Genomic DNA, 25,268 nt, shown 5'->3' on the forward strand with positions numbered 1-25,268 from the left:
TTCCTCACGGGACGTACTGAGGTCGGAACAGTGTCGCGCGACCCCCGCTGTCCCGCAAGCGTTTCCGGCGCCGTGTGGAGAACTCCCGGCACACGGCATGCCTAGGATGGTCCGGCCGCACAGCGCGAGGCGCGGCACCAGCGGACGTCGAAGGGGAGGCACGGGTTGGCCGACCAGCGCACCGCACCTCCCACGGTCTACGACGTCGCCTCTGCAGCCGGCGTCTCCATCGCCACCGTCTCGCGCGTGCTCCGCACGCCCGACGCCGTCCGCGAGGGCACCCGGGACCGCGTGCAGGCGGCGATCCGGAGCCTCGGCTACGTCCCGTCCGGCAATGCCCGGGCCCTCGCCGGCAAGCGCACCGGCGTCGTCGGACTGCTGCTGCCCGGGTTCGACGTGGTGCCCGACGAGCGGCCGGACCTGGTCACCGACGGCGGCGTCCGCGTGGTCGACGACCGGCGGCACGTGACGCAGCCGTTCTCGTCCAACCTGTACTTCGACGAGGTCCTGCGCGGTGCCGAGACCGAGGCCTGGCAGCGTGGCCTCGCGCTCATGGTCGCCGCCGGGCGGGGGTCGTCGCGCGACGTCATCGTGAACGACGTCGCCGGCCGGGTCGACGGGCTGGCCGTGCTGGCGCAGACCGTGCCCGACGACCTGCTCGAGCACGTCGCCCGCCGCATCCCCGTCGTGGTCCTCGCCGACGACCGGCGCTCGCACGGGTTCGACTCGGTGAGCGTGGACAACGCCGCGGGCATGCGGACCCTGGCGTCGCACGTGATCGGGCGCCTGGGGATCCGGTCCCTCGCGTACGTGGCGGGGCCGATCGACTCGCCCGACGACATGGAGCGCTCGGCGGGGTTCCGTGCGGCGCTGGCCGACCACGGGGTGCCGGCCTCGGCGGTGCGCACCGTGCACGGCGACTTCGGGCGGGCCCGGGCGCGGGAGCTCGCGGTGTCGCTGCTGGCCGACGACGTCCCGCGCGCCGTCGTCTGCTCGAACGACCAGTCCGCGCTCGGTGTGCTCGACGCCGCCGCTGCCCGGGGGCTCCGCGTGCCCGAGGACCTCGTCGTGACCGGGTTCGACGGTATCGACGCCGGCCGGTTCTCGTCGCCGCGCCTGACGACCGTGCACCAGCCGATGGGGGCGCTCGGCCGTGCTGCCGTCCTGGCGATCGTGGACCGGCTGGAGCGCCGCGAGGGGCCGCCGCGCGCCGTGCGCCTGCCCGTCGAGGTGCTGCTGCGTGAGAGCTGCCCGCCCGCGCTGTAGGCGTGCGTGCCTCGCACCGTGCGAGGGGCGTGTGGTGCGAGGTTCCGTGTTCGGTGCGAGCCTCGCGACCTCGCACCATGGACGGAACCTCGCACCACGCGCGGCCCCCTCGCACCGTGCGACGCCCCACGCCGCCGACACCTCGCACCGTGCCGCCCCGCGAAACAACGCCCGCAGTTGCACGCCGCGATGTAAGCGCATACATTGAGCACGTACCGAATCGACATGGAGGTCGACCGAGCAATGACGCTTCCCCCACAGCGCACGCGCGGCACGCGTGACCCAGGCCCCCGCCGCCGAGGCCGCCTCGTCGCGGCCATCGCCGGCCTCGCAGCAGTGGCCCTCGTGGCCACCGGCTGCAGCATCCAGGTCCGATCCGAACCCGATCCCACCATCGGCAAGGACACGATGCTCATCAACGCGGACCGCGGCAACCCGCTGTTCGACCGCAACTTCAACCCGTACATCGCGAACGCCCGCACGGCCTCCAAGTGGATGTACGAGCCCCTCATCGAGGTGAACCCCCTCGACGGCAAGCGCAACCCGTGGCTCGCCAGCGCGTGGAGCCAGCCCGACGCGAAGACGATCGACATGACGATCCGCTCGGGTGTCGAGTGGTCCGACGGTTCGCCGTTCAGCGCGAAGGACGTCGTCTTCACCTTCGACCTGCTCAAGAAGTTCCCCGCCATGGACGTCAAGGGCGCCTGGCAGCACATCAAGAGCATCGAGCAGGACGGCGACCACGTCGTCTTCCACCTCAAGAGCGAGGACGTCCCGAGCCTGACGATCATCGGGCAGACGTACATCCTCGGCGAGGACCACTGGGGTGGCGTGGAGGATCCGACGACCTGGCGCGACCCGAACCCGGTCGGCACCGGGCCGTTCGTCCTCGGCAACTACACCGACCAGCAGTACTCGATGAACAAGAACCCGAAGTACTGGCAGGCCGACAAGATCGCCATCAAGCACCTCATCCTGCCGGCGACGAACACGCAGCTCGACACCGTCACCCGCGGCTACGACTGGGCGTACTCGTTCATCTCCGACGTCAAGGGCACCTGGGGTGCCGCGTCGAAGACGAACGAGTGGTGGTTCCCGGCCGGCGGTGTGATCGGCCTCATCCCGAACCTGACGAAGGCGCCGTACAACGACGTCAACGTCCGCCGGGGCATCTCGCTCGCGCTCGACCGTGACGCCATCGCCGAGACCGCGTCCGAGGGCAACCTGTCGGCGGCGGGCCAGACCGGCCTGATCCTGCCGAACCAGGAGCGCTACCTCAACCCGGACATCCCCGACAAGGGCATGATCACGCAGGACACGAAGGCAGCGCTCGCGAGCCTCGAGAAGTCCGGGTACACCGTGCAGGGCGGCAAGGTCGTCAAGGACGGCAAGCAGCTCGCCATCACGATCATGACCGCGAACGGCTACTCCGACTGGCTCCGCGCCGCGCAGGAGGTCCGCCGCGAACTGACGGCCATCGGCATCAAGGTGACGATCCAGGCGCCGCAGCCCGCCGGGTACCAGCAGAACATCAACAACGGCACGTTCGACATGGCGATGGGCGGCATGGGCAACGGTGACGTCTACCAGGCGTTCAACTCCCTGCTCAGCAGCGAGTTCTACCAGCCCGTCGGCAAGTCGACCGTGAACAACTACGAGCGGTACAAGGACGCCGACACCCAGAAGCTCCTCGACGAGTACAAGGCGACGACGGACACCGCGAAGCAGCAGGAGATCCTCGACCAGCTGCAGCAGACCGTCTACGACGAGCTCCCCGTCATCGGCATGTACTACGGCGGGCTCTGGGGCCTGTTCAACACCGGCAAGTTCGTCGGCTGGCCGAGCGCGAAGGACCCCTACATGGCACCGCAGAACTACGACTCGGCACCGCTGCTCATCTTCACGAAGCTCCGTCTGCGCGACAGCGCGGCCGGCAAGCAGATCCTGCAGGAGCAGGACGCCTCGGAGCAGGAGGACCAGAAGTGAAGTACATCCTCCAGAAACTCGTCCTCTTCGTCCTGACCCTCTGGGCCGCGGTCACGCTGAACTTCGTGCTCCCGCGCCTGATGCCCGGCAGCCCGGCCGACGCCGCACTCGCGAAGCTCAGCCAGAACGGCCCGGTCACCGACGCCACCAAGAAGGCCATCGAAGCCCAGCTCGGGGTGCCGACCGGCAACCTCTGGGACCAGTACGTCAGCTACCTGCACCAGGTCATCACCCTCGACTTCGGCACGAGCTACACGTTCTACCCGCGGCCCGTCGGTGACCTCGTGTCGAAGGCCCTGCCCTACACGCTGATCCTCGTCGGGGTCGTCACGATCCTGGCGTTCGTCCTCGGCACCCTGATCGGTGTCGCGGCGGCGTGGAAGCGCGGCACCTGGCTCGACTCACTGCCCACCCTGTCGGGCAGCTTCATGTCGACGTTCCCGTACTTCTGGACCGCCCTGCTGCTGCTGTTCTTCCTCGGCTACGTGCTGCACTGGTTCCCGACCACGGGCGCCTACTCGGCGACGACGACGCCCGGCCTGAACGGTGCCTTCTTCGGCGACGCACTGCAGCACGCGGTGCTGCCGGCGGTCACGATCCTGGTGACGAGCCTCGGTGGCTGGATCATCGGCATGCGCAACGCGATGATCAACACCCTCGGTGACGACTACGTGACCTTCGCCGAGGCCAACGGCCTCCGCGGACGTACCGTGGCCATCCGCTACGCGGCCCGCAACGCGATCCTGCCGAACCTGACCGGCTTCGGTCTGGCGCTCGGCGGCGTGGTCGGCGGTTCCGTCCTGGTCGAGCAGGTCTTCGGCTACCCGGGCATCGGCTACCTGCTGTTCAACGCTGTGATCGGGCAGGACTACCCGCTCATGCAGGCCCTCTTCCTGATGATCACCGTGTCGGTGCTCATCGCCAACTTCATCGTGGACGTCATGTACGGCGTCCTGGACCCGAGGACGCGTCGATGACCAACAACATCACGAAGGCGGCGTGCTGCGCCCACATCAAGCACCCGGGGGCACGTCGATGACCAACGCAACCGTGTCGGTGCGCACGCAAGAGAACGCACCCAACGAAGAACAGCAGGCGCCGTCCAAGTGGCGCGCCGCGGCCCGCCAGTTCGGCGTCGTCTGGTCGAACAAGAAGGCCCGGATCGGCATCATCATCCTCGGCGTCTTCGTGTTCGTCGCGGTCTTCGCCCCGCTCCTGGCCCCGTACGGCGCCAGCCAGAACGGCTTCGCCCGGTCCGCCGACGCGACGGCCGACCACTGGATGGGCACCACCGCCGCCGGCGAGGACGTCCTGTCCCAGATCATCTACGGCGCCCGCATCTCCGTGATGGTCGGCGCGGTCGCGGGCATCCTGTCCACGCTCGTCGCCGTCGCGATCGGCCTCAGCTGGGGCTACGTCCGCGGCTGGATCGCCGAGGTCATCGGGTTCATCGTGAACCTGTTCCTCGTCATCCCGGGCCTGCCCCTGATGATCGTCATCGCCGCGTACCTGCAGAACGGCGGCATCGCGGTGATCATCGCGGTCATCGTCGTGACCGGCTGGGCGTGGGGTGCTCGCGTGCTCCGTTCCCAGACGCAGTCGCTCCGCGGCCGGGACTTCGTCACCGCCGCCCAGTTCTCCGGGGACGGCGCGACGCGCATCGTGTTCCGCGAGATCCTGCCGAACATGACGAGCCTCATCGTCGGCTCGTTCTTCGGGGCGGCCACCAGCGCGATCCTGGCCGAGGCGGGCCTCGAGTTCCTCGGACTCGGCGACTCGTCGATCGTCAGCTGGGGGACGATCCTGTACTGGGCGCAGAACTCGAACGCGCTCCTCACCGGGCAGTGGATCCTGCTCTTCGCGCCGGGTCTCTGCATCGCGCTCCTCGCGATGAGCCTCACCCTGATCAACTTCGGCGTCGACGCCGTGTCCAACCCGCGGCTGCGCGACGGCGCACGGCCCCGTAAGGAGAAGCGCGCATGAGCGGCTTGCCAGAAACGCACCCGGCAGACGGCCTGGAGGCGCCCACCGGCGCCGCCACGGGCCTCCGGTCCGACGCCCGTCACGACCAGGGCGACGCATCCGTCCTGCTCGACGTCCGCGACCTGTCGGTCGTCTACGAATCGGCCGGCCAGACGGCCGTCCAGGCCGTCGACCACGTGTCGTTCCAGCTGAAGAAGGGCGAGTTCGTCGGCCTGGTCGGCGAGTCCGGTTCCGGCAAGTCGACGCTCGGCTACGCGCTGACCCGGCTGCAGAAGCCCCCGGCGCGCACGAACGGTGGCAGCATCGTCTTCGCGGGCAAGGACATCCGCGACCTCGACGACGAAGCCCTGCGCCAGCAGCGGCAGGGCGGCTTCGCGATGGTGCTGCAGTCCGGCATGAACGCGCTCAACCCGGTGCGCACGATCCGGAACCACTTCATCGACGTCTTCAAGGCGCACGGCCACGTGTCGCGCGACCGCTGGGACGCCCGGATGAAGGAGCTCATCGAGAAGGTGAAGCTGCCGACGTCGATGCTCGCCCGGTTCCCCGGGGAGCTCTCCGGCGGCATGCGGCAGCGCGTCTCCATCGCCCTGGCGCTCTCGCTCGAGCCGCAGCTCATGGTGTTCGACGAGCCGACGACGGCGCTCGACGTCCTCGTGCAGCACGCCGTGATGGACACCATCATCGAGCTGCAGCGCACCGAGGGCTTCACGGCGATCCTGATCAGCCACGACCTCGGCATCGTCCTCGAGGCCACCGAGCGCGTCCTCGTGATGCACGAGGGCCGCATCGTCGAGGACGGCGGCTCCCGCGAGATCCTCCGCGACCCGCAGGACGAGTACACGCAGATGCTCCTGTCGCACTACGCCGACCCGCGCGCCGAGGTGGTGTCGCTGCCGGGCTTCCCGGACCGCTCGCTCCGCGCCGAGGCCGGCGAGAAGCGGCAGGAGACGACCTCGCCGTTCAGCACCGTCGGCTCCCGCGAGCGCAGTGCTGCCGGCAACCCGATCGTCGTCGACCACATCGTGAAGACCTACCCGGCACCCCGCCGCGGCGAGCAGCCGGTGCAAGCAGTACGCGACGTGTCGTTCACCCTCGAGCCCGGGCAGTCGCTCGCCCTGGTCGGCCAGTCCGGTTCGGGCAAGTCGACCATCGCGAAGCTGCTCACCGGCGTCGAGAAGCCGACCACCGGCACGGTCCGGTTCGGGGACCTCGACGTCGCCCGCCTCGGCAAGCGCGGCCTGCGGGACCTCCGCTCCGAGGTCCAGATGGTGTTCCAGGACCCGTACTCGGCGCTCAACCCGCTGCACACGGTCGAGTACACGCTGTCCCGGCCGATCGCGAACTACACCGGGCTCACCGGGCGCGATGCCCGACGTCGGGTCCTCGAGCTGCTCGAGACGGTCGGGCTCACCCCGGTCGAGCAGTTCGCCCAGAAGCTCCCGCACCAGCTCTCCGGCGGGCAGCGGCAGCGCGTGGTGATCGCCCGGGCGCTCGCGAGCGACCCGCAGGTGATCATCGCCGACGAGCCGGTCTCGATGCTCGACGTGACGCTGCGCGCCGGTGTACTCGCACTGCTCGAGGACCTCCGCGAGCAGTGGGGCGTGTCCCTGCTCTACATCACGCACGACCTGCTGAGTGCGCGGCTCATCACGGACGACATCATGGTGCTCCACGAGGGCGCCGTGGTCGAGCGGGGTCACACGGCCCAGGTGCTGCAGGACCCGCAGGACCCGTACACGATCGCCCTCCTCGACGCCGTTCCCAACCCGCGGAGGACCCTGCGCGCATGACGAACCTGCACGACTTCCCGACGGTCCCGCCGTTCGGACACCTGCCCACCCCGGACGGCGTCGACGTCGTCGGGATCGACGTCCCGGTCGGGCGGCTCACGGCCTACCGGATCGTGCCCGAGGGGGTGTCGAAGGGCACCGTGCTCATCGTCCCCGGGTACACGGGCTCGAAGGAGGACTGGCGGACCTTCCTGCCCGTCCTCCGCGACGCCGGGTGGACCGCGGTCGCGATCAGCCGGCGCGGTCAGGCCGACTCGGCAGCACCGACCGAACCCCGTGACTACTCCCTCGACGAAGAAGCCGCCGACGTCGTCCGGGTCGCGCGCCTGCTCGACGACGGTGCCCCCGTGCACCTGGTCGGGCACTCGCTCGGCGGTGTGATCGTCCGGGCCGCCGCGCTCCAGGACCCGACGGCGTTCCGCGACGTCGTGCAGTTCTGCTCCGGGCCGCACGGGTGGCCGTACCGCAAGGTCGCCGAGCTGACGATCCTGCACGACACCGGCGGGAACCTCCGGCAGCTGTTCGACTCGACGAACCCGCTCTGGGCGTACCGTCCCGACGCCGAGCTGCCCGACGACGTCCGGATGGTGCGCGACCGCTTCGACGCGACGAGCCCGCTCAGCGTCGTCGCCGGTGGCCACATCCTCGAGGACCACACCGACGCCTCCGACGCCCTGCGCGCCACCGGCCTGCCGGTCCTCGTCGCCCACGGCGAGTGGGACAACGCCTGGCCGATCCCGTGGCAGCGGGCCATGGCCGAGCAGACCGGCGCCGAGTACGTCGTCATCCCCGCGAGCTACCACGGCCCCCAGGTCGAGAACCCGCTCGGGACGGTCGCCGTCTTCGACGCATTCCTGAGCCAGCACTGACCTGAGCCAGCACTGACTCGAACAAGCACTGAAAGGCACCATCATCTCCACGCTGCAGTTCCCCGACGGCTTCCTCTGGGGTGCCGCCACCGCCGCCCACCAGATCGAGGGCAACAACGTCAACAGCAACTGGTGGGTGCACGAGCACGAGCCGGACACCACCATCGTCGAGCCCTCGGGTGACGCGGCGGACAGCTACCACCGGTACCGCGAGGACATCCGCATCGCCGCCGAGCTCGGGCTGAACTCGTACCGGTTCAGCATCGAGTGGGCCCGCATCGAGCCCGAGCGCGGGTTCGTCAGCCGTGCCGAGGTCGACCACTACCGCCGCGTGGTCGACGCCTGCCACGAGTTCGGCATCGAGCCGATCGTCACCCTCATGCACTTCACGGTGCCGCGCTGGTTCGAACGCGACGGCTTCTGGCGGGCACCCGACGCCGCCGACCTGTTCGCCCGCTACACCGAGGCCGCGCTGCCCGTGGTGCACGACGGCGTCCGCTACGTCTGCACGATCAACGAGCCGAACATCGCGGCGATGCTCGCCGGCGGCGAGGACGCGGCCAACCTGGTGGCCTTCGGCCTGCCGAACCCGGACCTGGGGGTCGCCGACGCCCTGCTGGCCAGCCACAAGCGGTCGCGCGAGGTCCTGTCACAGGTGTCGGGCCTCCAGTCCGGCTGGACCATCGCGACGCAGGCCTTCAAGTCGTCCGGCGAGCCCGGGGCGGACGCCATGCTCCGCGAGTACGGGTACCCGCGCGACGACTGGTACCTCGAGCAGGCCGCCGGCGACGACTTCCTGGGCGTGCAGGCCTACACCCGCACGTTCATCGGTCCGGACGGGCCCCTGCCCGTCGCCGACGACGTCGAGACGACCCTGACCGGCTGGGAGTTCTACCCCGAGGCCTCGGCCGACGGGCTCCGCAGCGCGTGGGAGCTCTCCGGCGGCGTCCCGCTGATGATCACCGAGAACGGCATCGCCACCGCCGACGACTCCCGCCGGCAGGCCTACACGCAGGGCGCCCTCGAGGGCATCCACCGCTGCATCGAGGACGGCATCGAGGTCCTCGGCTACCAGCACTGGTCGCTCCTGGACAACTACGAGTGGGCCTCCGGCTTCCGCCCGACGTTCGGCTTGGTCGCGTGGGACCGCGAGACCTTCGAACGCACGCCGAAGGACTCCGCCCGCTGGTACGGGCGGGTCGCGCAGGAGAACGCCCTCGAGTCGGTCACCGTCTAGGACCGTCGACCCCGCAGGCGCGCGGCGGACGGGAGGCCCTGCTCCCGTCCGCCGCGCTTCCGCACGCCCGGCACGTGGCCGGGGCACGGGCCGTGGTGCGGGCCGTGCTCAGGCCGCGGCGAGCAGATCGGCGACGGCCGTCTCGCGGAGCAGCTCCGCGCGGTCCGCGGCGGTCGAGCCCTCGTCGTCGACGGCGTCCCGGTCGACGTCGAGCGACAGCACGACCCGGACCGTGTCGAGGTCGCCGGAGTCGACGGCCGCGATCAGCAGCGTCGCGCCTCGTGACCCGCGCGCCCTGGTGTCCGCACCCGCGGTGGCGAGCGTACGCACGATCGCGGCGTGCCCACCCCACGCAGCGCGGACGATCGGGGTGTTGCCGTCGCCGTCACGGGCCTCCAGGTCGGCACCCGCTGCGACCAGCACGTCGACCGCCCGTCGCGCGTCGCGGTCGATCGCCAGCGTCAGCGGCGTCCGCCCCTCGGTGTCCTCCAGCTGCAGGGTCGCCCCGCGGCGCAGGAGTTCCTCGAGCATCTCGGGGTGGTCGAACCACGCGGCGGCGTGCAGTGGGGCGAAGCCCCAGCGGGGGTCGACGTCGTCGACGTCGCTCGCGTCGTCGGCCAGGTGCAGTCCGCCGAGGTCGCCGTAGGCCGCTGCCCGCACCACCTCGGTCGTCCACTCGACCCAGCCGTCCGGCACCGGGCCGTGCCAGCCGCGTGCCGGGCGCGCCTCGAGGTCGGCGTGCACGCTCTCGGCGACGCTCCGGATCGCCACCCGGACACCCCGGAACCGGATCGCGACCTCACCGACGGGGGAGATCAGCAGGCGGAGCTCCCAGGCGTCGTGCTCGTTCAGGTACTCGAGCTCGCCCCGAGCGACGTGGGCGTCACCGGCGAGCAGTGCCGCGGCGTCGACACCCGGCGGGTCGATGACGGCGTCCCGGAGCCGGAGCGACACCCTGGCGTGGTTCCAGCGGCGCCACAGGCCGCTCGGGGTGTCGAGGACCTCGTCGTTGCGCACCACGATGTCGGCGTGCACAACGACCGGGTCGGGCACACCGTGGCCCGGCAGGTCGACGGGGGTCGTCACGTCGTCCTCGTCGGCGTCCGGGTCGGCGACGGCGTCGGCGGACTCCACGACCCAGCGTTCGATCCGTGAGTCGGTCCACTTGACGGTCAGGAGCGCGGCGATCGTGGGCGGGGCGTCCTCGAGCAACCGGGTCACGTGTTCGCGCTGGCCGTCGAAGTCCTCGAGGGAGACGTAGCCAACGGAAGGCCAGTTCACTCGACTCCATCGCACGGGACGACACTACCCGGCGTCCGGCGGCGGGGCAGCGGTGCGATCGCATCGCACTCGCGATCATCACACTTGATATGTCGTACCGGTATATCGTATGGTGGTCCGGCAGCGGAGGTCCCGCCGCGCCTGATCCGGAAGCGCACCCATGACCCCCAGTCCCACCCTCCCGACCGCGTTCATCGCCCCGGCAGCCGTCGTGTCGCCCTCGGCTGCCGTCGCTCCCGGGGTCCGCATCTGGGACGACTCCCACGTCGAGGCGCACGCGTCCGTCGGCAGCGAGACCCTCGTCGGTTGCGGCGTCACGATCGGCGCCGGTGTCCGCATCGGAGCGCGCTGCAAGGTCCAGAACGGTGCCCTCGTCTACGGACCGGCGGTCGTCGGCGACGGAGTCTTCATCGGCCCCGGTGCCGTCCTCACCAACGACAACACACCACGGGCGATCAACCCGGACGGTTCCGTGCAGGACGCCGACGACTGGCGGCCCACTGCCGTCGTCGTCGAGCACGGCGCGTCGATCGGCGCCGGGGCGCTCTGCGTCGCCCCCATCCGCATCGGCCGGTGGGCGATGGTCGCGGCCGGCGCCGTCGTCGTCCACGACGTCCCGGACCACGCGCTCGTCGCCGGGGTCCCCGCCCGCCGCATCGGCTGGGTGAGCCGGACCGGCCGACGGCTGGCGCAGGTCGACGACCGAACGCTGATCTGCACCGAGACCGGCGACCGTTTCCTCCACTCCGAGACCACCGACACGATCGAGGCGATCCGTTGACCACCACACTCGAACTCATCCCCGCGGCGAAGCCCCTCATCGGCCTCGAGGAACGCCGCGCCGTCGATGCCGTCCTCGAGGGGGGTGGTCTCGCGCAGGGCCCCGAGGTCGCCGCCTTCGAGCGCGAGTTCGGCGACGTCCTCGTCGACGGAGCCGCGGTCACCGCGGTCAACAGCGGCACCGCTGCACTGCACCTGGCGCTCGTCGCGCTCGGCATCGGTCCGGGTGACGAGGTCATCGTCCCCTCGTTCACCTTCGCGGCCACGGCGAACGCGGTCCGACTCGTCGGCGCCGAGCCGGTGTTCGTCGACATCGATCCCCTGACCTACTGCGTGGCCCCGGCGGCTGTCCGGGCCGCCGTCACCCCGGCGACCCGCGCGGTCATGCCGGTACACCTCTACGGGCACCCGGCCGACATGACCGCGATCACCCGGATCGCCGAGGAGCACGACCTGCTCGTGGTCGAGGACGCTGCGCAGGCGCACGGTGCCCGGTGGGCCGGCACGCGCGTCGGCAGTTCGTCCGACGCCGCGGCGTTCAGCCTCTACCCCACCAAGAACATGACCGCGGGCGAAGGGGGCATGGTCTCGACCCGCGACGCCGCGGTGGACCGGATGCTCCGGCTGCTGCGGAACCAGGGCATGGAGCAGCGCTACGCGAACGAGGTCATCGGCTTCAACGCGCGGATGACCGACATCCACGCTGCGATCGGGCGTGTGCAGCTCCGCAAGGTGCTCGGGTGGACTGCACAGCGGCAGGCGAACGCGGCCTACTTCAGCCGTGAACTCGACGGGGTGGTGACGCCGACGACCGATCCCCGAGCCGAGCACGTCTTCCACCAGTACGTCGTGCGGGTGCCGTCCGACCGCGACGGCTTCGCGGCCGCGCTGCGCTCCGAGTTCGGCATCGGGACCGGGGTCTACTACCCGACGCCCGTCCACCGCCTCCCGTCGTTCGCACACGACCTCGACCTGCCCGAGACCGAGCGTGCCGCGTCCGAGGTCCTCGCGATCCCCGTCTACCCGACCCTGACGCTCTCGCAGCTCGACCGCGTCGTCGAGGCCGTCAACACCCTCGCCGGGGCCGGACGATGAGCGGGGTGCTGCGGGCCGGGGTCATCGGCCTCGGGATGATGGGGCGGCACCACGCCCGGGTCCTCCGGTCGCTCGAGGGGGTCGAGCTCGTCGGCGTCGCCGATGCCCTCGGTGACCCGCACGACGTCGCCCAGGGCGTGCCGGTCGTCCGGTCCGTCGGTGAGCTCGTCGCACTCGGGCTCGACACCGCGGTCGTCGCGGTCCCCACGGCGCACCACGAAGCCGTCGGTCTGGAACTCGCCGCGGCGGGGGTGCACGCCCTGATCGAGAAGCCCGTCGCGGTCGACGGTCCGGCTGCCGCACGTCTCGTGGCCGCCTTCGACCGCGCCGGACTCGTCGGCGCGGTGGGCCACATCGAGCGCTACAACCCGGCGCTCCAGGCGCTGCGACAGCGGCTCGACGCCGGTGAGCTGGGCGACGTCTACCAGATCGTCACGCGGCGACAGGGCCCCTTCCCCGCACGGATCGCCGACGTCGGTGTGGTGAAGGACCTCGCGACGCACGACATCGACTCGACGTCGTGGATCGCCCGGTCACCGTTCGTCCACGTCGGAGCGCTCGCGGGAACCAAGAGCGGGCGCCCCCACGAGGACCTCGTCACCGTCACCGGTCGCCTGGCCGACGGCACGCTGACCTCGCACCTCGTGAACTGGCTCACCCCGTACAAGGAGCGCCTGTTGGTCGTCACCGGTGACCGCGGCACGTTCGTCGCCGACACCCTGACCGCCGACCTGACCTTCCACGAGAACGGCACCGTCCAGACCGAGTGGGACCAGGTCTCCGCGTTCCGGGGTGTGTCCGAGGGGGCCAGCACCCGGTTCGCCATCACCAAGCGCGAGCCGCTCCTGGTCGAGCACGAGGCGTTCCGCGACGCCGTGCTCGGGCGGCCGTCGGACATCGTCACCCTCCGCGACGGCCTCCGGACGGTGCTCGTCGCCGAGGCCGTCCTCGAGTCCTCGCGGATCCAGCAGACCGTGCAGCTCGGCACGGACGCCGAAGGAGCAGCAGCATGAACGTCGTCGTCGTCGGTCTCGGCAAGATCGGGCTCCCGCTCGCCGTCCAGTACGCACGATCCGGTGCACACGTCACGGGCCTCGACGTCGCGAGCGGGGTGGTCGACGCCGTGAACGCTGCGACCGAGCCGTTCCCCGGCGAGCACGGGCTCGCCGACGGCCTGCGCGAGGTCGTCCCCGCGGGGCTGCTCCGCGCGACCACGGACGCCGCGGCAGCGATCCCCGGAGCCGACGTCGTCGTGGTCGTCGTGCCGCTCTTCGTCGATGCCGACGGCATCCCCGACTTCGGCTGGATGGACGCCGCCACCGACACGATCGGCGACCACCTGCGACCCGGCACCCTGGTCGCGTACGAGACGACGCTGCCGGTCGGGACCACCCGTGGCCGCTGGGCACCCCGGCTCGAGGCCCGCTCCGGACTCGTCGAGGGGCAGGACTTCCACGTCGTCTTCTCGCCGGAGCGGGTCCTCACCGGCCGGGTGTTCGCCGACCTCCGGCGCTACCCGAAGCTCGTCGGTGGTCTCTCCGACCAGGGCTCGGCGCGCGGCCGGGCCTTCTACGAAGCGGTGCTGCAGTTCGACGAGCGCGACGACCTCGGTCGGCCGAACGGCGTCTGGGACCTCCGCACCGCCGAGGCCGCCGAGCTCGCGAAGCTCGCCGAGACCACGTACCGCGACGTCAACATCGCGCTGGCGAACGAGTTCGCCCGGTTCGCCGAACGGCAGTCCATCGACATCGCCGCCGTCATCGACGCCTGCAACTCCCAGCCGTACAGCCACATCCACCGCCCCGGGATCGCGGTCGGCGGTCACTGCATCCCGGTGTACCCGCGGCTGTACCTCTGGAACGACCCGGAGGCCACGGTCGTCCGTGCTGCCCGTGCCAGGAACGCCGCGATGCCGGCCCACGCGGTCGACCTCCTCGAGCGCCTGCACGGGGACCTGCGGGGTCAGCGGGTCGTGGTCCTCGGTGCCGCCTACCGTGGCGGCGTGAAGGAGACCGCGTTCTCCGGGGTCTTCGGCACCGTGGACGCACTCCGGGTCCGCGGCGCAGCGGTGACCGTGTCCGACCCCCTGTACTCGGACGTCGAACTCCGCAGTCTCGGTTTCGAGCCCCACGTCGACGGCGAACCGGTGGACGCGGCGGTCGTGCAGGCCGACCACGCCGAGTACGCGACATGGGACGAGTCCCGGCTTCCCGGGGTCCGCACGGTCGTCGACGGCCGAGGGGTCCTCGACGTCGAACGGTGGGCGTCCACCACGGTGACCGCGATCGGTGCTCCGCCCGTGGTCCCCGTGGCCTGACGCCGTGCGGTCCTCGCCCCGACGGCGCCTCCCGGCGATCGCGACGATCCTCGTCGGCACGGTCCTCGGACAGGGCCTGGTCGTGGCGATCTCACCGCTGCTGACGCGGCTCTACACCCCGGCGGACTTCGGCACGCTCGCGGTCGTCACGGCGGTCGCGAGCATCCTCGGAGCCGGAGCGACGCTCGGCACCGACCGCGCGCTGGTCGTCGCACACGGCCGGGCGACGACCAGCGCGCTGGTCGCACTCGGTCTGCTCTCGACGCTGGTCGTCGGCGTCGGTACCGCCGCGGTCGCCTGGGTCCTCCGCGGCGACGCGGCACGGTGGTTCACCGCACCGGCCCTCGAGGACCTGTGGTGGACCGTCCCCGTGACGGTCGTCGCGGTGGGGGCGCAACGGATCGCCTCGGCCGTGCTCGCGCGACGGCAGCAGCACCGGTCCATCGCTGTGCGCAACGCCTGCCAGGGCATCGGCCAGTCCGTCTGGAACCTGACGATGGCCGCGGCCGGTCCGGTCGGGCTGGTGGGCGGCCTGGCGGTCGGCCGGACCGCGGCCGTGCTCGGGATGGTCCGGTTCCGGCGGGGCGACGGCGAGCGGATCACCCCTCGGGCGCTCTCGGCCGCCGTCCGTCACCACCGGCGGTTCCTCGTCATCACGCCGTGGTCCTCGATGCTGAACGTCGTCGGCCAGCAGGCTCCGGGCCTGCTCATCGCGGCGCTGCACGGGAGCGTCGCCGCGGGCTTCGTCGCCCTCACGATGCGGGTGCTCGGTGCTCCCGTCGGCATGGTCGCTGACGCGACCGCGCAGTACGCAGCCGGGGCGTTCGGGCTCCACATCCGATCCGGTGATCCCGTGCGCCGACTCGTCCTGCGCCTCGTCGTGCGTCTCGCCAGCGCGGGTGCGGTCGCGGTGCTCGTCGTCGTGCTGCTCGGACCCGCCGTGTTCTCGACCGTGTTCGGTGTGGAGTGGGCGATCTCCGGCACCTACGCCCAGGTCCTCGTCCCGGCGTTCGCGGTCCAGGTCGCCGCATCGCCGGTCACGCAGGTGCTGTCGATGCTGCAGCGGCAGGGGGCACAACTGACGTGGGACGCATCGCGTCTCGTGGTGTGCGCCGCCGCGGTGCTCGTGCCGTCCGTGCTCGGGGCCCCGATGCCGGTCGTGCTCGTCGCGCTCGCCTCGGCGATGACGGTCTCCTATGCGGCGGTCCTGCTGCTCGTGGTGCGGGCGACCCGCCACCACGACGACGATCTGCTCGGCGCGATGCCGTGAGCGGACCAGTCTGCTGGAATGCAACATGTAGCTAACTCGCGCGGTGGCAGCCGCGCCCCATAGTTTCGCTGCATGGCCCCTCGACCCCGCCCGTTCGACATCGTCCACGTCTCGAGCGCCCACCCGTGGACCGACAACCGAGTGCACCTCCGTGCTGCGGCGAGCGCGGCGCGTGCCGGGTACCGCACGGCGTTGGTCGCCGTCGCTGCCGCAGGCGGCGGCGCCGATCCGGACTGGCACCTGCCCGATCCCGAGACGGGGGTGTACGTCCGACGCATCCCGGCTCGGCGTCGCGGGCGACGGGTGCTGGTGTCCTCGGTCCAGGTCATCGGGGCGGCACTGTCGTCCCGGGCGCCGATCGTGCACCTGCACGACCCCGAACTGTTGTGGGCGCTCCCGCTCCTGCGTGTGCTGCACCGGACGGTGGTGTACGACGCCCACGAAGACCTGCCGGAGCAGGTGCGGGGCAAGGAGTACCTCGGCCCTGTGGCCCGCCGCGGCAGCACGGTGGCGGCGCACGCGGCAGTGGCCCTCGCACGCCGGTCACGCACCGTGGTGGCCGCGACGCCGACCATCGCGCGCCGCTTCCGCGCCGACCGGACCGTCCTGGTCCGGAACGTCCCACGGCTCCGTGCCGAGGACACCGACGCCCCGCCGGCCGCTGCTCGTGGTCGGGTGGCCGTCTACCTCGGGTCGATGAGCCGCGACCGGGGGATCGACGTCCTGACCGGCGTCGCGGCGTCACCCGAGCTCCCGGACGGCTGGCGCGTGGTCACCGCCGGTCCGATCGACTCGGCGGTAGACCGCGGTTCGTTCGACGCGCTGGTCGACACCGGGCGCATCGACCACCGCGGCGTCCTGGCACCCCACGCGGCCCGCGACCTGTTGGTGACGGCCCGCGTCGGGCTCCTCCCGCTCCTGCCGACGCCCGCCTACGCGGCGTCGATCCCCACCAAGCTCTTCGAGTACCTGGCGGCCGGACTGGCGGTCGTCGCCACCGACGTCCCGCTCTGGCGCGAGCTGCTCGACGGCGCCGACTGCGCGACGTGGGTCCCACCGGGTGACCCGGAAGCCGTCGTGGCCGCACTCCGCCGGTACGACAGCGATCCTGACCTGCTGCGACGGCACGCCGAAGCCGGCCGCGCCCTGGTGCTCGAACGCTTCCGGTGGGACCACGAAGAGCACGTCCTGCTCGACCTGTACCGCTCGCTGTCCGGCGCCTCGCCGATGCCGGAAGCCGTCGGGCGGTGACGCCGCTCCGGACACCCCGGTCGGTCGTCAGCCGACGGGGTGCGCTGTTCGGCGCGGCCGGAGCGATCCCGGCAGCGCTGCTCGCCACCGGGAACCTGCCGGCCGCCGCGTCCGGGCGCTCGAGTCCCGCGCCAGCGGACACGGCCCGGACGGTGACCGACGCCAGGGTCGCCCGATTGCAGGACGCCGTCGCGGCCACCGACGCGGGTGCCGTGCTGGTCGTGACCCGGCACTGGGTGCTGTCCGAGCCGCTGCGGATCGACCGCGCGATGACGATCCGGTTCGTCGGCGGATCGCTCTCCACCACGCGCGACATCGACCTGGTCGTCGTCGCCGCGTCGGACGTCACCGTCATCGACGCGGTCCTCCGTGGTTCCGGGTCCGACCACTCCGGACTCGGTCGGGGTGTCCACGTCGTCGGCACCGTCACCCGGCCGTTCCGCGACGTCCGGATACACGGCGCCGACATCCGCGACTTCTCCCACGACGGTGTCCTGCTCGACCACTGCGCGGCGTTCACCGTCGCGGACTGCGTCATCGCCGACGTCGGATACGCCGGGGTGCTCATGTTCTCGTGCACCGACGGCACGGTGCGCGGCAACCGCATCGCCCGGGTGACCCAGCCTGTGCCGTACCCGAACTCGTACGGCATCGAAGCCGTCCGCGCGACCACCACCGGTCTCCTGGGCGCACCACGTTCGGCCCGGATCGTCATCGCGGACAACCACGTCTCCGACGTCCCCGCGTGGGAAGGCATCGACACCCACGGTGGGCAGTCCATCGCGATCCTCCGCAACCTCGTCGAGAACTGCCGGGTGGGGATCGCCGTCGTCCCCTCGAAGGACGAGGCGAACGCCGGCGCCACGAAGTACGCGCCCCTCGACTGCTCGGTCATCGACAACGTCGTCCGCCGCACGACGTCCGGCCCCGGGTCCGGCATCGTGATCCGCGGCGCGGGCGAGACCGTCGGTGATCCCGCCGAACGGGCGAACGGCGTAGTCCTCCGCAACACGGTGACGGGGTACGGGGACGGTGACCGCGACGGGGCAGTCCTCGTCTACCTGACGCGGCACCTGATCGTCGCGCACAACCACTGCCCGGGCGGAGTCCGTCGCGGGCTCTCCCTGTACCACTCGAACGACGGCATCACGCTCGTCGGCAACCGGATCGCGGGGCTGCGGCGACAGGGCACGGCGACGTCGGTCGCGATCGATGTCCGCGCCACCGAGAACCGCGGGCACCTGGTGGGCAACCGGTACGAGGGCAGCGTCGAGAGCGGTGCCGTCTACGGGGTGCTGTGCCGCCAGACGGCCAACGACCTGGTGCTCGTGGACAACGACTGGGCCGCGACGACGACCGCGGTCGTGGCCGGTGCCGGCGCGGTGCTCCGGGTCCGCGAGGGCTGAGCTGCCCGACGCCCCGGCACCTTCCGCCGGTCCGTCCGGGCAGCGGTCCGCGCACGTGCTGCAGCATCGCGGTGCCCAGCGCCCCGCACCGGCGCAGCGCGGAGCAGCAACCGTGCCGGTGCCGACGCCTGTGTCAGCGTGGGTGCGGGTGCTCCGCCCACGAGTGCCGAACGTCGGCCGCTCCGGGATCGTGCTCGCAGCCGATCGTCGCCCGGAGCGGTGGGCCGCCGTCTGGGCGAGGCCCGCTCCCAGCCGCTGCGCGGGGCGATCAGCAGGATCAGCGTCCCCATCAGCAGCCCGTGCGAGAGCATCGCCGTGAAGATGGACGTGTTGGACAGCATGATGCTCGGCATCACCACGGCCATCGCCGTGACCCGCATCGGGAGCCCCCGGCTCGCGCCGTCGAGGAACCGCAGCCAGACGAACAGCGCAGCCGCCGCGACGAAGATCCCGATCCACCCCAGGTTCGCGAACCCGTCGGCGAACAGGTTGGCGTTCGCGTAGCCCACCGACCCGGGCACCAGGTAGTCGGAGATCCGTTTCGGCGGCGGCAGATCGTACGGGTACTCGATCCAGGGGCTGAGGAACGAGTACCCGTAGCGTGCGACGGGGTTGTCGGAGAAGTAGTCGACGTAGACCGATGACAGCAGCCCCGGCGTCAGCATGAAGCGACGGGTGAACACCGACGTCCAGGTGATGCCGCCCTGCACCTCGTCGGCGACCGCGGAGACGATCATGATCGCGAGGGGCGCGCCGAGGAAGGCGAGCGACCGCGCCGACTTCGCGCCCCGGAACAGCACCGCCATCCCGAGGACGGCGATGAACGAGAACAGGACCGCCTTGAACCCGGTGCTCGAGTACAGCAGGAACTGCCCGGCCAGGGCGAGGACCACCAGGGACGGGCGGCGACGGAAGATGCCGCGCGCGAGGACCAGCGGGTTGATCACGTACGCCTGGCCGGTCAACAGGTACCCGAGGGCACCACCGGTCCCGACGTCGGCCGAGTAGTCGGCTCGCACCTCGTAGATGTCGTCGAGCGCCAGGAACCGGATGTGGATGCCGACCGTCGCCGCCATCAGGCCGTACGTGACGAGGGAGTAGAGGCCGCACACCAGCCAGGTGAGCGTGCCACGGTCGATCCGTCGCGCGCCGATGACCAGCACGTCGTCCGCCGCCTCGACCCGGGCCGCCGGAGCAGTCGCGCCGCTCGGCGTGGCCAGGCTGACCAGTGCGAACGCCGTCCCGACCGCGGCACTCAGCGCGATCGCCGTGGCGGTGGACACGTACCCGGTCGAGATGCTCATGATCATCGTCGGGCTGACGCACACGACGAAGATCGTCCAGAGCACGACGTGTGACGGCCGGACGAGCACCCGGGGGAGCGTCAGCGCCACCCCGGTCGTCAGCACGATGACGACGAGCAGTGGCTGCCAGGGTGCGGGGACGTAGCCGTACCCCAGGTACGAGAAGATCGGTGCGACGAGGTTCGCCGAGATCCAGTTCATCGTGAGGCCGAGGAGCCCGACCGCGACGAACACGCCCGTCACCCGTCCGATCGGACGTGCGAGCTCGGCCCGGTCGATCGTCGCCCGCGTCACCGGGTGGCCGTCGGCGTCGATCGTGCTGCGCGGACGCCGGGCAGGAGTTCGTCGTACATCTCGACCAGCCGCTCGGCCTCCGGCGCCCAGGTGAACCGCGCGGCAGCCCGTCGGGCCTCGGCGCCGTGCCGCTCGAGGAGCGCGGGGTCGTCCGCGTACCGGCGGATCGCCTCGGCGATGGCCGTGGGGTCGTCAGCGGGGACGAAGGTCACGCACTCGACCCCGCGCAACAGGTGCCGCCACAGGGGGATGTCGGTGGCGATGACGGCGAGTCCGGCCGCGAGGTACTCGAACAGCTTCGTCGGGAAGATCTGGTCGGTGACGGGCGTCCGACGGAAGGGGACCACGCCGATCCGGGCGCGGAGGAGCAGGTCGCGCGCCTCCATCGGACCGACGACGCCGCCGTGCACAGCCCGGCCGGTGGCCTCGGCGGCACGCAACCGCTCCGTCGACGTCGCCCGGTCGATCGAGCCGACCATCTCGACCCGCCATCCGGCCGGGAACGACGGTTCCTCGACGACGGACGCGAGCACGTCGATGCCACGGTCGTGACTCAGGACGCCGACGTGCGCGACCAGGGCGGGCCGCGCCTCCAGGCCGACCTGGGCGTCGTCTTCCGGACGCGCGAAGGGGAAGTTGTGGATCGCGATCCGGCGCGGTGCCGGGAACCGGCGTCCGGTCCACTCGGTCGCGGTGACCACCCGGTTCGCGGTCCCGGCCACGCGGAGCAGCCCGTGCGAGAGCCACGCGAACACGGCACGCTGCCGGTGGGTCAGGTAGTCCTTGCCCCAGACCTGGTCGGGCAGGTCCTCGTGCGCGTCGTAGACGACGGTGCGACCGGCCAGCCGGAGCACCGGGATGGTCCAGATGAGCTCGGGATCGTGCAGGTGCACCACCCGGGCACGCGACCGCAGCGCGAGGGCGAGTGCCTGCGTCGTCGACACGACCATGCGCCGGACACGCGCTCGCCGTGGGATCCGCACCACCTCGACGGCCGTGGGTGGGGCGCCGAGGTCGGACTCGACCGCGATGAGGCGGACGCGGTAGCCGGCGTCGGCGGCTGCCGCGGCTTCCCGCAGGTGGACGCGGTTGTCGACCCAGGGGTGGGCGCTGGAGACGTGGACGATGTCGGGGAGCATGCTCGGGTTTCCTCGGACGGGACGGGACGGGACGGGACAGGGGAGGGTCAGGCGGCGACGGTGTCGTCGAGGACGCCGGCCAGGACGCCGGCCAGCCGGCGGTAGTCGTGCTCGCGGACGACGTGGTCGCGGCCGCGGGCACCCATGGCCTCGCGTTCGGCGGCGGGCATCGCCGCGAGCGCGAGGATGCCCTCGGCGATCGCCTCGGGGTCATCCGGCCGGACGTGCAGCCCGCTGGCCGAAGTGGCCACCGGTTCGAGCGTGACGGGTGCTCCGACGAGCAGCGGGCGGCCGAGCAGCATGTACTCGTACTGCTTGTTCATCGAGACGCCGTGTCGGTAGAGCGGCAGGTCGTGCATGTTGACGACCAGGCAGTCCGCCCGGCGTCCGATGCGGCGGGCGTCGTCCTGCGGCACCCGTCCGTCCCAGATCACGTCCACGCCGGCCTGGAGGCGCGACGCGCGTTCCCGGAGCGCGCTGACGTCCGATCCGTCCCCGACCATGCGGAGCACCAGACGCGGGCCGCCGCTCGCGGCGGCCCTGCGGGCGGCGAGGTCGAAGCCGTCGAGGACGGCTTCGAGCGCGTTCGCCGGCCCCATCGAGCCGATGTAGGTGACCGTGAAGCGGTCGTCAGCGGGCGCGAGTGCGAGTGCGGTGTCGGGCTCGTCCGCGGGCTCTTCGGGTGCGTCGGGTTCGTCGGGTTCGTCGGCTCGCTCGTCGAGCGCGACACCGTTCGGGACCCAGGTGAAGGGCGTGGGCTGACCGCGGTCGGCGTAGTACCGGCCGACGCCCTCGAGCGGGGAGACGATGTGCGCTGCCCGACGGACGACGGTCCGTTCCAGCCGTCGGAGCAGCCGGACCACCGGGTGCCGTTCGGTCATGCCCGCCAGCCCGAGGGCTGATTCCGGCCAGAGGTCGCGCGGCTCGAAGACGAACGGCACGTCCATCCGTCGTGCGAGCACCGAGGCGCCCCACGCGGCCAGGGGATGGAAGGATCCACCGATCACGACGTCTGGTCGGGGGAGCCCTCGGAGCGAACCCGGTCGGAGCAGCAGCGCGGTGAACAAGCCGATGTCGGCGATGCGACGGATCGCTCGGCGGGCGCCGGCACCACGGTGGTCGACTCCGCGGAGCCAGCAGAACTCGTACCCGTCGCCCGTCCAGCGCTCGCGCAGCGTCGTCGCGTGCTGGTGGGAGCGGCCGGACGGGTGGTCCGTGCCGGCGGCGATGACCACCGTGCGCCACCCGTGCTCGGTCAGACCCGCGGCGAGGTGCTGGTGCCGGGTCGCGCGGCCGTCCCGCTCGCGGTGGTGCGCGTAGTGGTTGACGATCCAGACGGTCCTCACCGTGATCCACCCGTCATCGCCGCGGTCCCCTCGAAGACGTCGGAACTGACGTGGCCCGGCGCGGCGATGCCCTCGCGTCGGAGGACGACGACGACCGTGCGGAGCAGGATGCGGAGGTCGAGGCCGAGCGTCACGGTGTCGACGTACTCGACGTCCGACCGGAGCCGCTCGGGCCACGGGAGCGCGTTGCGGCCACGGACCTGGGCGAGACCGGTCAGACCGGGCAGGACGTCGTGTCGGCGGGACTCCTCGGCCGTGTAGAGGTCGAGGTACCGGCAGAGGGTCGGGCGGGGGCCGACGAAGCTCATGTCGCCCCGCAGGATGTTCCACAGGCTGGGGAGCTCGTCCAGGCTCGTCGACCGCAGGAACGAACCGAACGGCGTGAGGCGGTCGCTGTCGCTGACGAGTCCAGCTGCGGGGTCTGGCTCGAGCATCGTGCGGAACTTCAGGATGGTGAACGTCTCGCCGTGGAGCCCGGGGCGGGGCTGCCGGAACAGCACCGGACGACCGAGCCGAGCCGCGACCAGGACGGCGACGACGGCGAGCACCGGAGCGAGTGCGACGAGCGCGAGGGAGGCGCCGACGATGTCGGAGAGGCGCTTGGCGCGGAGCGTGCGCGTGCGGCGGGGGGACTGCATGGGACGTGTCCTTGTCATCGGTCAGAAGGGCGAGCGCTCTTGTACTCGGAGCGGTAGTACGCGCTCCGGGAGGCCTTGTGCTTGGTCTTGGTCAGGACGATGCCGGCGACCTGCTGGCCGACGCGCGCCAGTGCCTCGATCGCGAGTCGGACGTCGGAACGCTTCGTCTGGTTGGCGGCGGTGACCAGCAGGGTCGTCGACACGAGCGTGCTGACGAGCGCCGAGTCGGTGACCGCGAGGACCGGCGGTGTGTCGACCAGGACGACGTCGTAGTCGGCGGCCAGCTCGGCGAGGACCCGTGCCATCGCCTCGGACCCGATCAGCTCGCTCGGGTTCGGGGGGATCGTGCCGGCGGGCAGGACCGAGAGGCCGTCGAGGCCCCAGTCCTGCAGGACGTCGTCGAGCTCGACGCGGCCGACGAGCAGGTCGGTGAGCCCGACGGCACCTTCGAGGCTCATCACGGCGGCGACGTTCGGGCGACGGAGGTCGGCATCGATGATGACGGTCCGCATGCCGCTCTTGCTCAGGGCGATCCCGAGGTTGGCGGTGGTGGTCGTCTTGCCCTCGGACGGCCTGGCGCTGGTCACGGCGATGGTCGGTGCGCCGCTGGTCCGGAGGAACTGGATGTTCGTGCGGAGGCTGCGGAAGGCCTCGGACCGCGCCGAGTTCACCTCGTCGCGGATGATCAGCGGGTGGCGGGCGGCGTCGGCGTCGAACGCGATGTCGCCGACCACGGGGACGTCGCCGTCCAGGTCCTCGCCGGAGCGGACGCGCGTGTCGACCGCAGCGCGGAGCAGGGCGAGTGCCGCGCCCGCTGCGAGACCGCCGAGCAGACCGAGTGCGAGGTCGGCGGCCTTGCGTGGGGCGACGGGGCTCAGCGGTCGGGACGCCGGTGTGACCTCTTCGAGCCTGACGGACGGTGCTTGATCGGCTCCGGCGGGCTCGATCTGCTGCACCACCGTGGCGAGGCTTTTGCCGATCTTCTCGGCGATCGTGGCCGCTGCCTTGGCGGACCCGTCCTGCACCGTGATCCGGATGATCACGGTGCCCGCGTCGACGGAGGTGGTGACCCGGGAGCCGAGTGCAGCGGGGGTGGTGTCGAGGTCGAGCTCGTCGATGACGCCCTGCAGCACGCGGGGAGAGGTCGCGAGTTGCATGTACGACTTGATCTTCTGCTGCGCGGCGGTCGACCCCTGTGCGATCTCGCCCGCGGTCGCCGAGGTGTTGCCGGCGACCGACACGTAGTACGAGGTCGACGCCTCGTAGGTGGGTGGGGTGACGCTCGTGACGACGAGGGATGCACCGGCTCCGAGGAGCGTTGCACCGGCGATGATCCACCAGCCCGAGAGGAGGGCGCGGATGACGGCGAGGTAGTTCAAGAGGAGCCTCCGGTCGGGTTGCTGGACCAGTGTAAAACATCACATCTGAAAGAACAATACGACGCGCAGAAGGGGACGGAAGACTGCTCCCGTCCCCTTCTCGGTGCCGTCGGCGGTCGGACTCAGCCCGCTGCCGTGATGGTGTTCCCCTTGCCCTGGTCGTCGACCTTGGGTGCCTCCCCCTTGTAGGTGAGGGTGTTGTTCGACCCGCTGAAGTAGACCTTCTTCGTCGAGGAGACCGAGATCGTGGCGTTGCTGGCCTCGACGGTGATGGTGTCGATCGTGCCGAGGTCGTAGGTGCGGTCCGAGCTGATGAGGTTCGCCGCTGCGCAGTCCTCGGTCGTGATGGTCTTGTCGGAGTCCTCATCGTCATCCCAGAGCTGCACGGCTCCGTCGATGCACTCGTTGTAGGTGGTCTGGGCCGCCTTCGTGGTGCTCGAGGCGGTCGGGGCGGGGTCCTTCGCGTCGGACGAGCTGCACGCCGTGACGCCGAGTGTGGCGACGAGGGCGATGGATGCGGCGGCGAGGCCGCGGCGGATCGTGGTGTTCATCGGGTTTCCTCTCCGAGGAGTTCGTTCGGCGGTGGTGCCGTGCGGAAGAAGGGGAGGCCCCTCCCGTCGCGCGGACGGGAGGG

At 71.3% G+C, this 25,268-nt stretch carries 20 protein-coding genes; 14 read left to right on the forward strand and 6 right to left on the reverse strand.

Annotated elements, in window-relative coordinates; translation table 11 throughout:
• Window positions 1-165 precede the first annotated feature (165 nt).
• The 7 genes from DEJ20_RS02620 to DEJ20_RS02650 all read left to right on the forward strand — a co-directional run bounded on the left by DEJ20_RS02620 (window position 166) and on the right by DEJ20_RS02650 (window position 9,134).
• Window positions 166-1,266, forward strand: coding sequence for a LacI family DNA-binding transcriptional regulator (locus tag DEJ20_RS02620; protein ID WP_071250632.1), 1,101 nt, complete (start codon window positions 166-168; stop codon window positions 1,264-1,266).
• A 243-nt stretch (window positions 1,267-1,509) separates the two neighbouring features.
• Complete coding sequence (locus DEJ20_RS02625) at window positions 1,510-3,252, forward strand: ABC transporter substrate-binding protein (protein ID WP_258377113.1); 1,743 nt, start codon at window positions 1,510-1,512, stop codon at window positions 3,250-3,252.
• A complete protein-coding gene (locus DEJ20_RS02630) occupies window positions 3,249-4,229 on the forward strand; it encodes an ABC transporter permease (RefSeq protein ID WP_111234813.1) in 981 nt (326 codons plus the stop codon). The genes DEJ20_RS02625 and DEJ20_RS02630 overlap by 4 nt, the downstream gene beginning before the upstream one ends.
• Window positions 4,230-4,287: 58 nt before the next feature.
• A complete protein-coding gene (locus DEJ20_RS02635) occupies window positions 4,288-5,235 on the forward strand; it encodes an ABC transporter permease (protein WP_111234814.1) in 948 nt (315 codons plus the stop codon).
• Window positions 5,232-7,028 (forward strand): ABC transporter ATP-binding protein, encoded by a 1,797-nt coding sequence (locus DEJ20_RS02640; protein WP_111234815.1) that lies wholly within the window; start codon window positions 5,232-5,234, stop codon window positions 7,026-7,028. The genes DEJ20_RS02635 and DEJ20_RS02640 overlap by 4 nt, the downstream gene beginning before the upstream one ends.
• Window positions 7,025-7,897, forward strand: coding sequence for an alpha/beta fold hydrolase (locus DEJ20_RS02645; protein WP_111033060.1), 873 nt, complete (start codon window positions 7,025-7,027; stop codon window positions 7,895-7,897). The genes DEJ20_RS02640 and DEJ20_RS02645 overlap by 4 nt, the downstream gene beginning before the upstream one ends.
• A gap of 40 nt (window positions 7,898-7,937) precedes the next feature.
• A complete protein-coding gene (locus tag DEJ20_RS02650; protein ID WP_111234816.1) occupies window positions 7,938-9,134 on the forward strand; it encodes a family 1 glycosylhydrolase in 1,197 nt (398 codons plus the stop codon).
• 108 nt (window positions 9,135-9,242) lie between these two features.
• Here the strand turns inward: DEJ20_RS02650 and DEJ20_RS02655 are convergent, their stop codons facing one another.
• Window positions 9,243-10,430: an ankyrin repeat domain-containing protein gene (locus DEJ20_RS02655; RefSeq protein ID WP_111234817.1), complete on the reverse strand. Its 1,188-nt coding sequence runs from the start codon at window positions 10,428-10,430 to the stop codon at window positions 9,243-9,245.
• A gap of 145 nt (window positions 10,431-10,575) precedes the next feature.
• Here DEJ20_RS02655 and DEJ20_RS02660 point away from each other — a divergent pair, with 145 nt between their 5' ends.
• From DEJ20_RS02660 to DEJ20_RS02690, 7 genes are all read left to right on the forward strand, one after another.
• Entirely contained in the window at window positions 10,576-11,196 is a 621-nt protein-coding gene (locus tag DEJ20_RS02660; RefSeq protein WP_111234818.1) for an acyltransferase, read from the forward strand.
• Window positions 11,193-12,290: a DegT/DnrJ/EryC1/StrS family aminotransferase gene (locus tag DEJ20_RS02665; protein ID WP_111234819.1), complete on the forward strand. Its 1,098-nt coding sequence runs from the start codon at window positions 11,193-11,195 to the stop codon at window positions 12,288-12,290. The genes DEJ20_RS02660 and DEJ20_RS02665 overlap by 4 nt, the downstream gene beginning before the upstream one ends.
• Window positions 12,287-13,303, forward strand: a complete 1,017-nt coding sequence (locus tag DEJ20_RS02670; RefSeq protein ID WP_111234820.1) for a Gfo/Idh/MocA family protein — start codon at window positions 12,287-12,289, stop codon at window positions 13,301-13,303. Before DEJ20_RS02665 ends, DEJ20_RS02670 begins: the two co-directional genes overlap by 4 nt.
• A complete protein-coding gene (locus DEJ20_RS02675; protein ID WP_111234821.1) occupies window positions 13,300-14,607 on the forward strand; it encodes a nucleotide sugar dehydrogenase in 1,308 nt (435 codons plus the stop codon). Before DEJ20_RS02670 ends, DEJ20_RS02675 begins: the two co-directional genes overlap by 4 nt.
• A 4-nt stretch (window positions 14,608-14,611) precedes the next feature.
• Window positions 14,612-15,877 (forward strand): lipopolysaccharide biosynthesis protein, encoded by a 1,266-nt coding sequence (locus DEJ20_RS02680; protein ID WP_181431485.1) that lies wholly within the window; start codon window positions 14,612-14,614, stop codon window positions 15,875-15,877.
• 72 nt (window positions 15,878-15,949) lie between these two features.
• Window positions 15,950-17,128 (forward strand): glycosyltransferase family protein, encoded by a 1,179-nt coding sequence (locus tag DEJ20_RS02685; protein ID WP_111234823.1) that lies wholly within the window; start codon window positions 15,950-15,952, stop codon window positions 17,126-17,128.
• Window positions 17,125-18,534 (forward strand): right-handed parallel beta-helix repeat-containing protein, encoded by a 1,410-nt coding sequence (locus DEJ20_RS02690; protein WP_111234824.1) that lies wholly within the window; start codon window positions 17,125-17,127, stop codon window positions 18,532-18,534. Before DEJ20_RS02685 ends, DEJ20_RS02690 begins: the two co-directional genes overlap by 4 nt.
• Window positions 18,535-20,128: 1,594 nt before the next feature.
• Here the strand turns inward: DEJ20_RS02690 and DEJ20_RS02695 are convergent.
• The 5 genes from DEJ20_RS02695 to DEJ20_RS02715 form a co-directional block, all read right to left on the reverse strand.
• On the reverse strand, window positions 20,129-21,271 hold the full coding sequence (locus DEJ20_RS02695; protein WP_110865481.1) for a glycosyltransferase: 1,143 nt from the start codon (window positions 21,269-21,271) through the stop codon (window positions 20,129-20,131).
• 47 nt (window positions 21,272-21,318) lie between these two features.
• Entirely contained in the window at window positions 21,319-22,617 is a 1,299-nt protein-coding gene (locus tag DEJ20_RS02700; RefSeq protein WP_181431486.1) for a glycosyltransferase family 4 protein, read from the reverse strand.
• A complete protein-coding gene (locus DEJ20_RS02705; protein ID WP_111234826.1) occupies window positions 22,614-23,255 on the reverse strand; it encodes a sugar transferase in 642 nt (213 codons plus the stop codon). Before DEJ20_RS02705 ends, DEJ20_RS02700 begins: the two co-directional genes overlap by 4 nt.
• Window positions 23,256-23,269: 14 nt before the next feature.
• Entirely contained in the window at window positions 23,270-24,634 is a 1,365-nt protein-coding gene (locus DEJ20_RS02710) for a tyrosine-protein kinase domain-containing protein (RefSeq protein WP_111234827.1), read from the reverse strand.
• A gap of 122 nt (window positions 24,635-24,756) precedes the next feature.
• Window positions 24,757-25,185 carry a DUF3060 domain-containing protein gene (locus DEJ20_RS02715; RefSeq protein WP_111234828.1) on the reverse strand — a complete coding sequence of 143 codons (429 nt, stop codon included), beginning with the start codon at window positions 25,183-25,185 and terminating at the stop codon, window positions 24,757-24,759.
• Window positions 25,186-25,268 lie beyond the last annotated feature (83 nt).

Source organism: Curtobacterium sp. MCSS17_005, assembly GCF_003234225.2.
In the GTDB taxonomy this organism is placed as follows: Bacteria; Actinomycetota; Actinomycetes; order Actinomycetales; family Microbacteriaceae; genus Curtobacterium; species Curtobacterium flaccumfaciens.

Bases quoted from the DNA above. Each gene is read 5' to 3' on its own strand.
- DEJ20_RS02660 (WP_111234818.1), top strand. From the start codon at position 10,576: ATGACCCCCAGTCCCACCCTCCCGACCGCGTTCATCGCCCCGGCAGCC.
- DEJ20_RS02685 (WP_111234823.1), top strand. From the start codon at position 15,950: ATGGCCCCTCGACCCCGCCCGTTCGACATCGTCCACGTCTCGAGCGCC.
- DEJ20_RS02705 (WP_111234826.1), bottom strand. From the start codon at position 23,255: ATGCAGTCCCCCCGCCGCACGCGCACGCTCCGCGCCAAGCGCCTCTCC.
- DEJ20_RS02715 (WP_111234828.1), bottom strand. From the start codon at position 25,185: ATGAACACCACGATCCGCCGCGGCCTCGCCGCCGCATCCATCGCCCTC.
- DEJ20_RS02640 (WP_111234815.1), top strand. From the start codon at position 5,232: ATGAGCGGCTTGCCAGAAACGCACCCGGCAGACGGCCTGGAGGCGCCC.
- DEJ20_RS02695 (WP_110865481.1), bottom strand. From the start codon at position 21,271: ATGCTCCCCGACATCGTCCACGTCTCCAGCGCCCACCCCTGGGTCGAC.
- DEJ20_RS02645 (WP_111033060.1), top strand. From the start codon at position 7,025: ATGACGAACCTGCACGACTTCCCGACGGTCCCGCCGTTCGGACACCTG.
- DEJ20_RS02635 (WP_111234814.1), top strand. From the start codon at position 4,288: ATGACCAACGCAACCGTGTCGGTGCGCACGCAAGAGAACGCACCCAAC.
- DEJ20_RS02675 (WP_111234821.1), top strand. From the start codon at position 13,300: ATGAACGTCGTCGTCGTCGGTCTCGGCAAGATCGGGCTCCCGCTCGCC.
- DEJ20_RS02625 (WP_258377113.1), top strand. From the start codon at position 1,510: ATGACGCTTCCCCCACAGCGCACGCGCGGCACGCGTGACCCAGGCCCC.
- DEJ20_RS02670 (WP_111234820.1), top strand. From the start codon at position 12,287: ATGAGCGGGGTGCTGCGGGCCGGGGTCATCGGCCTCGGGATGATGGGG.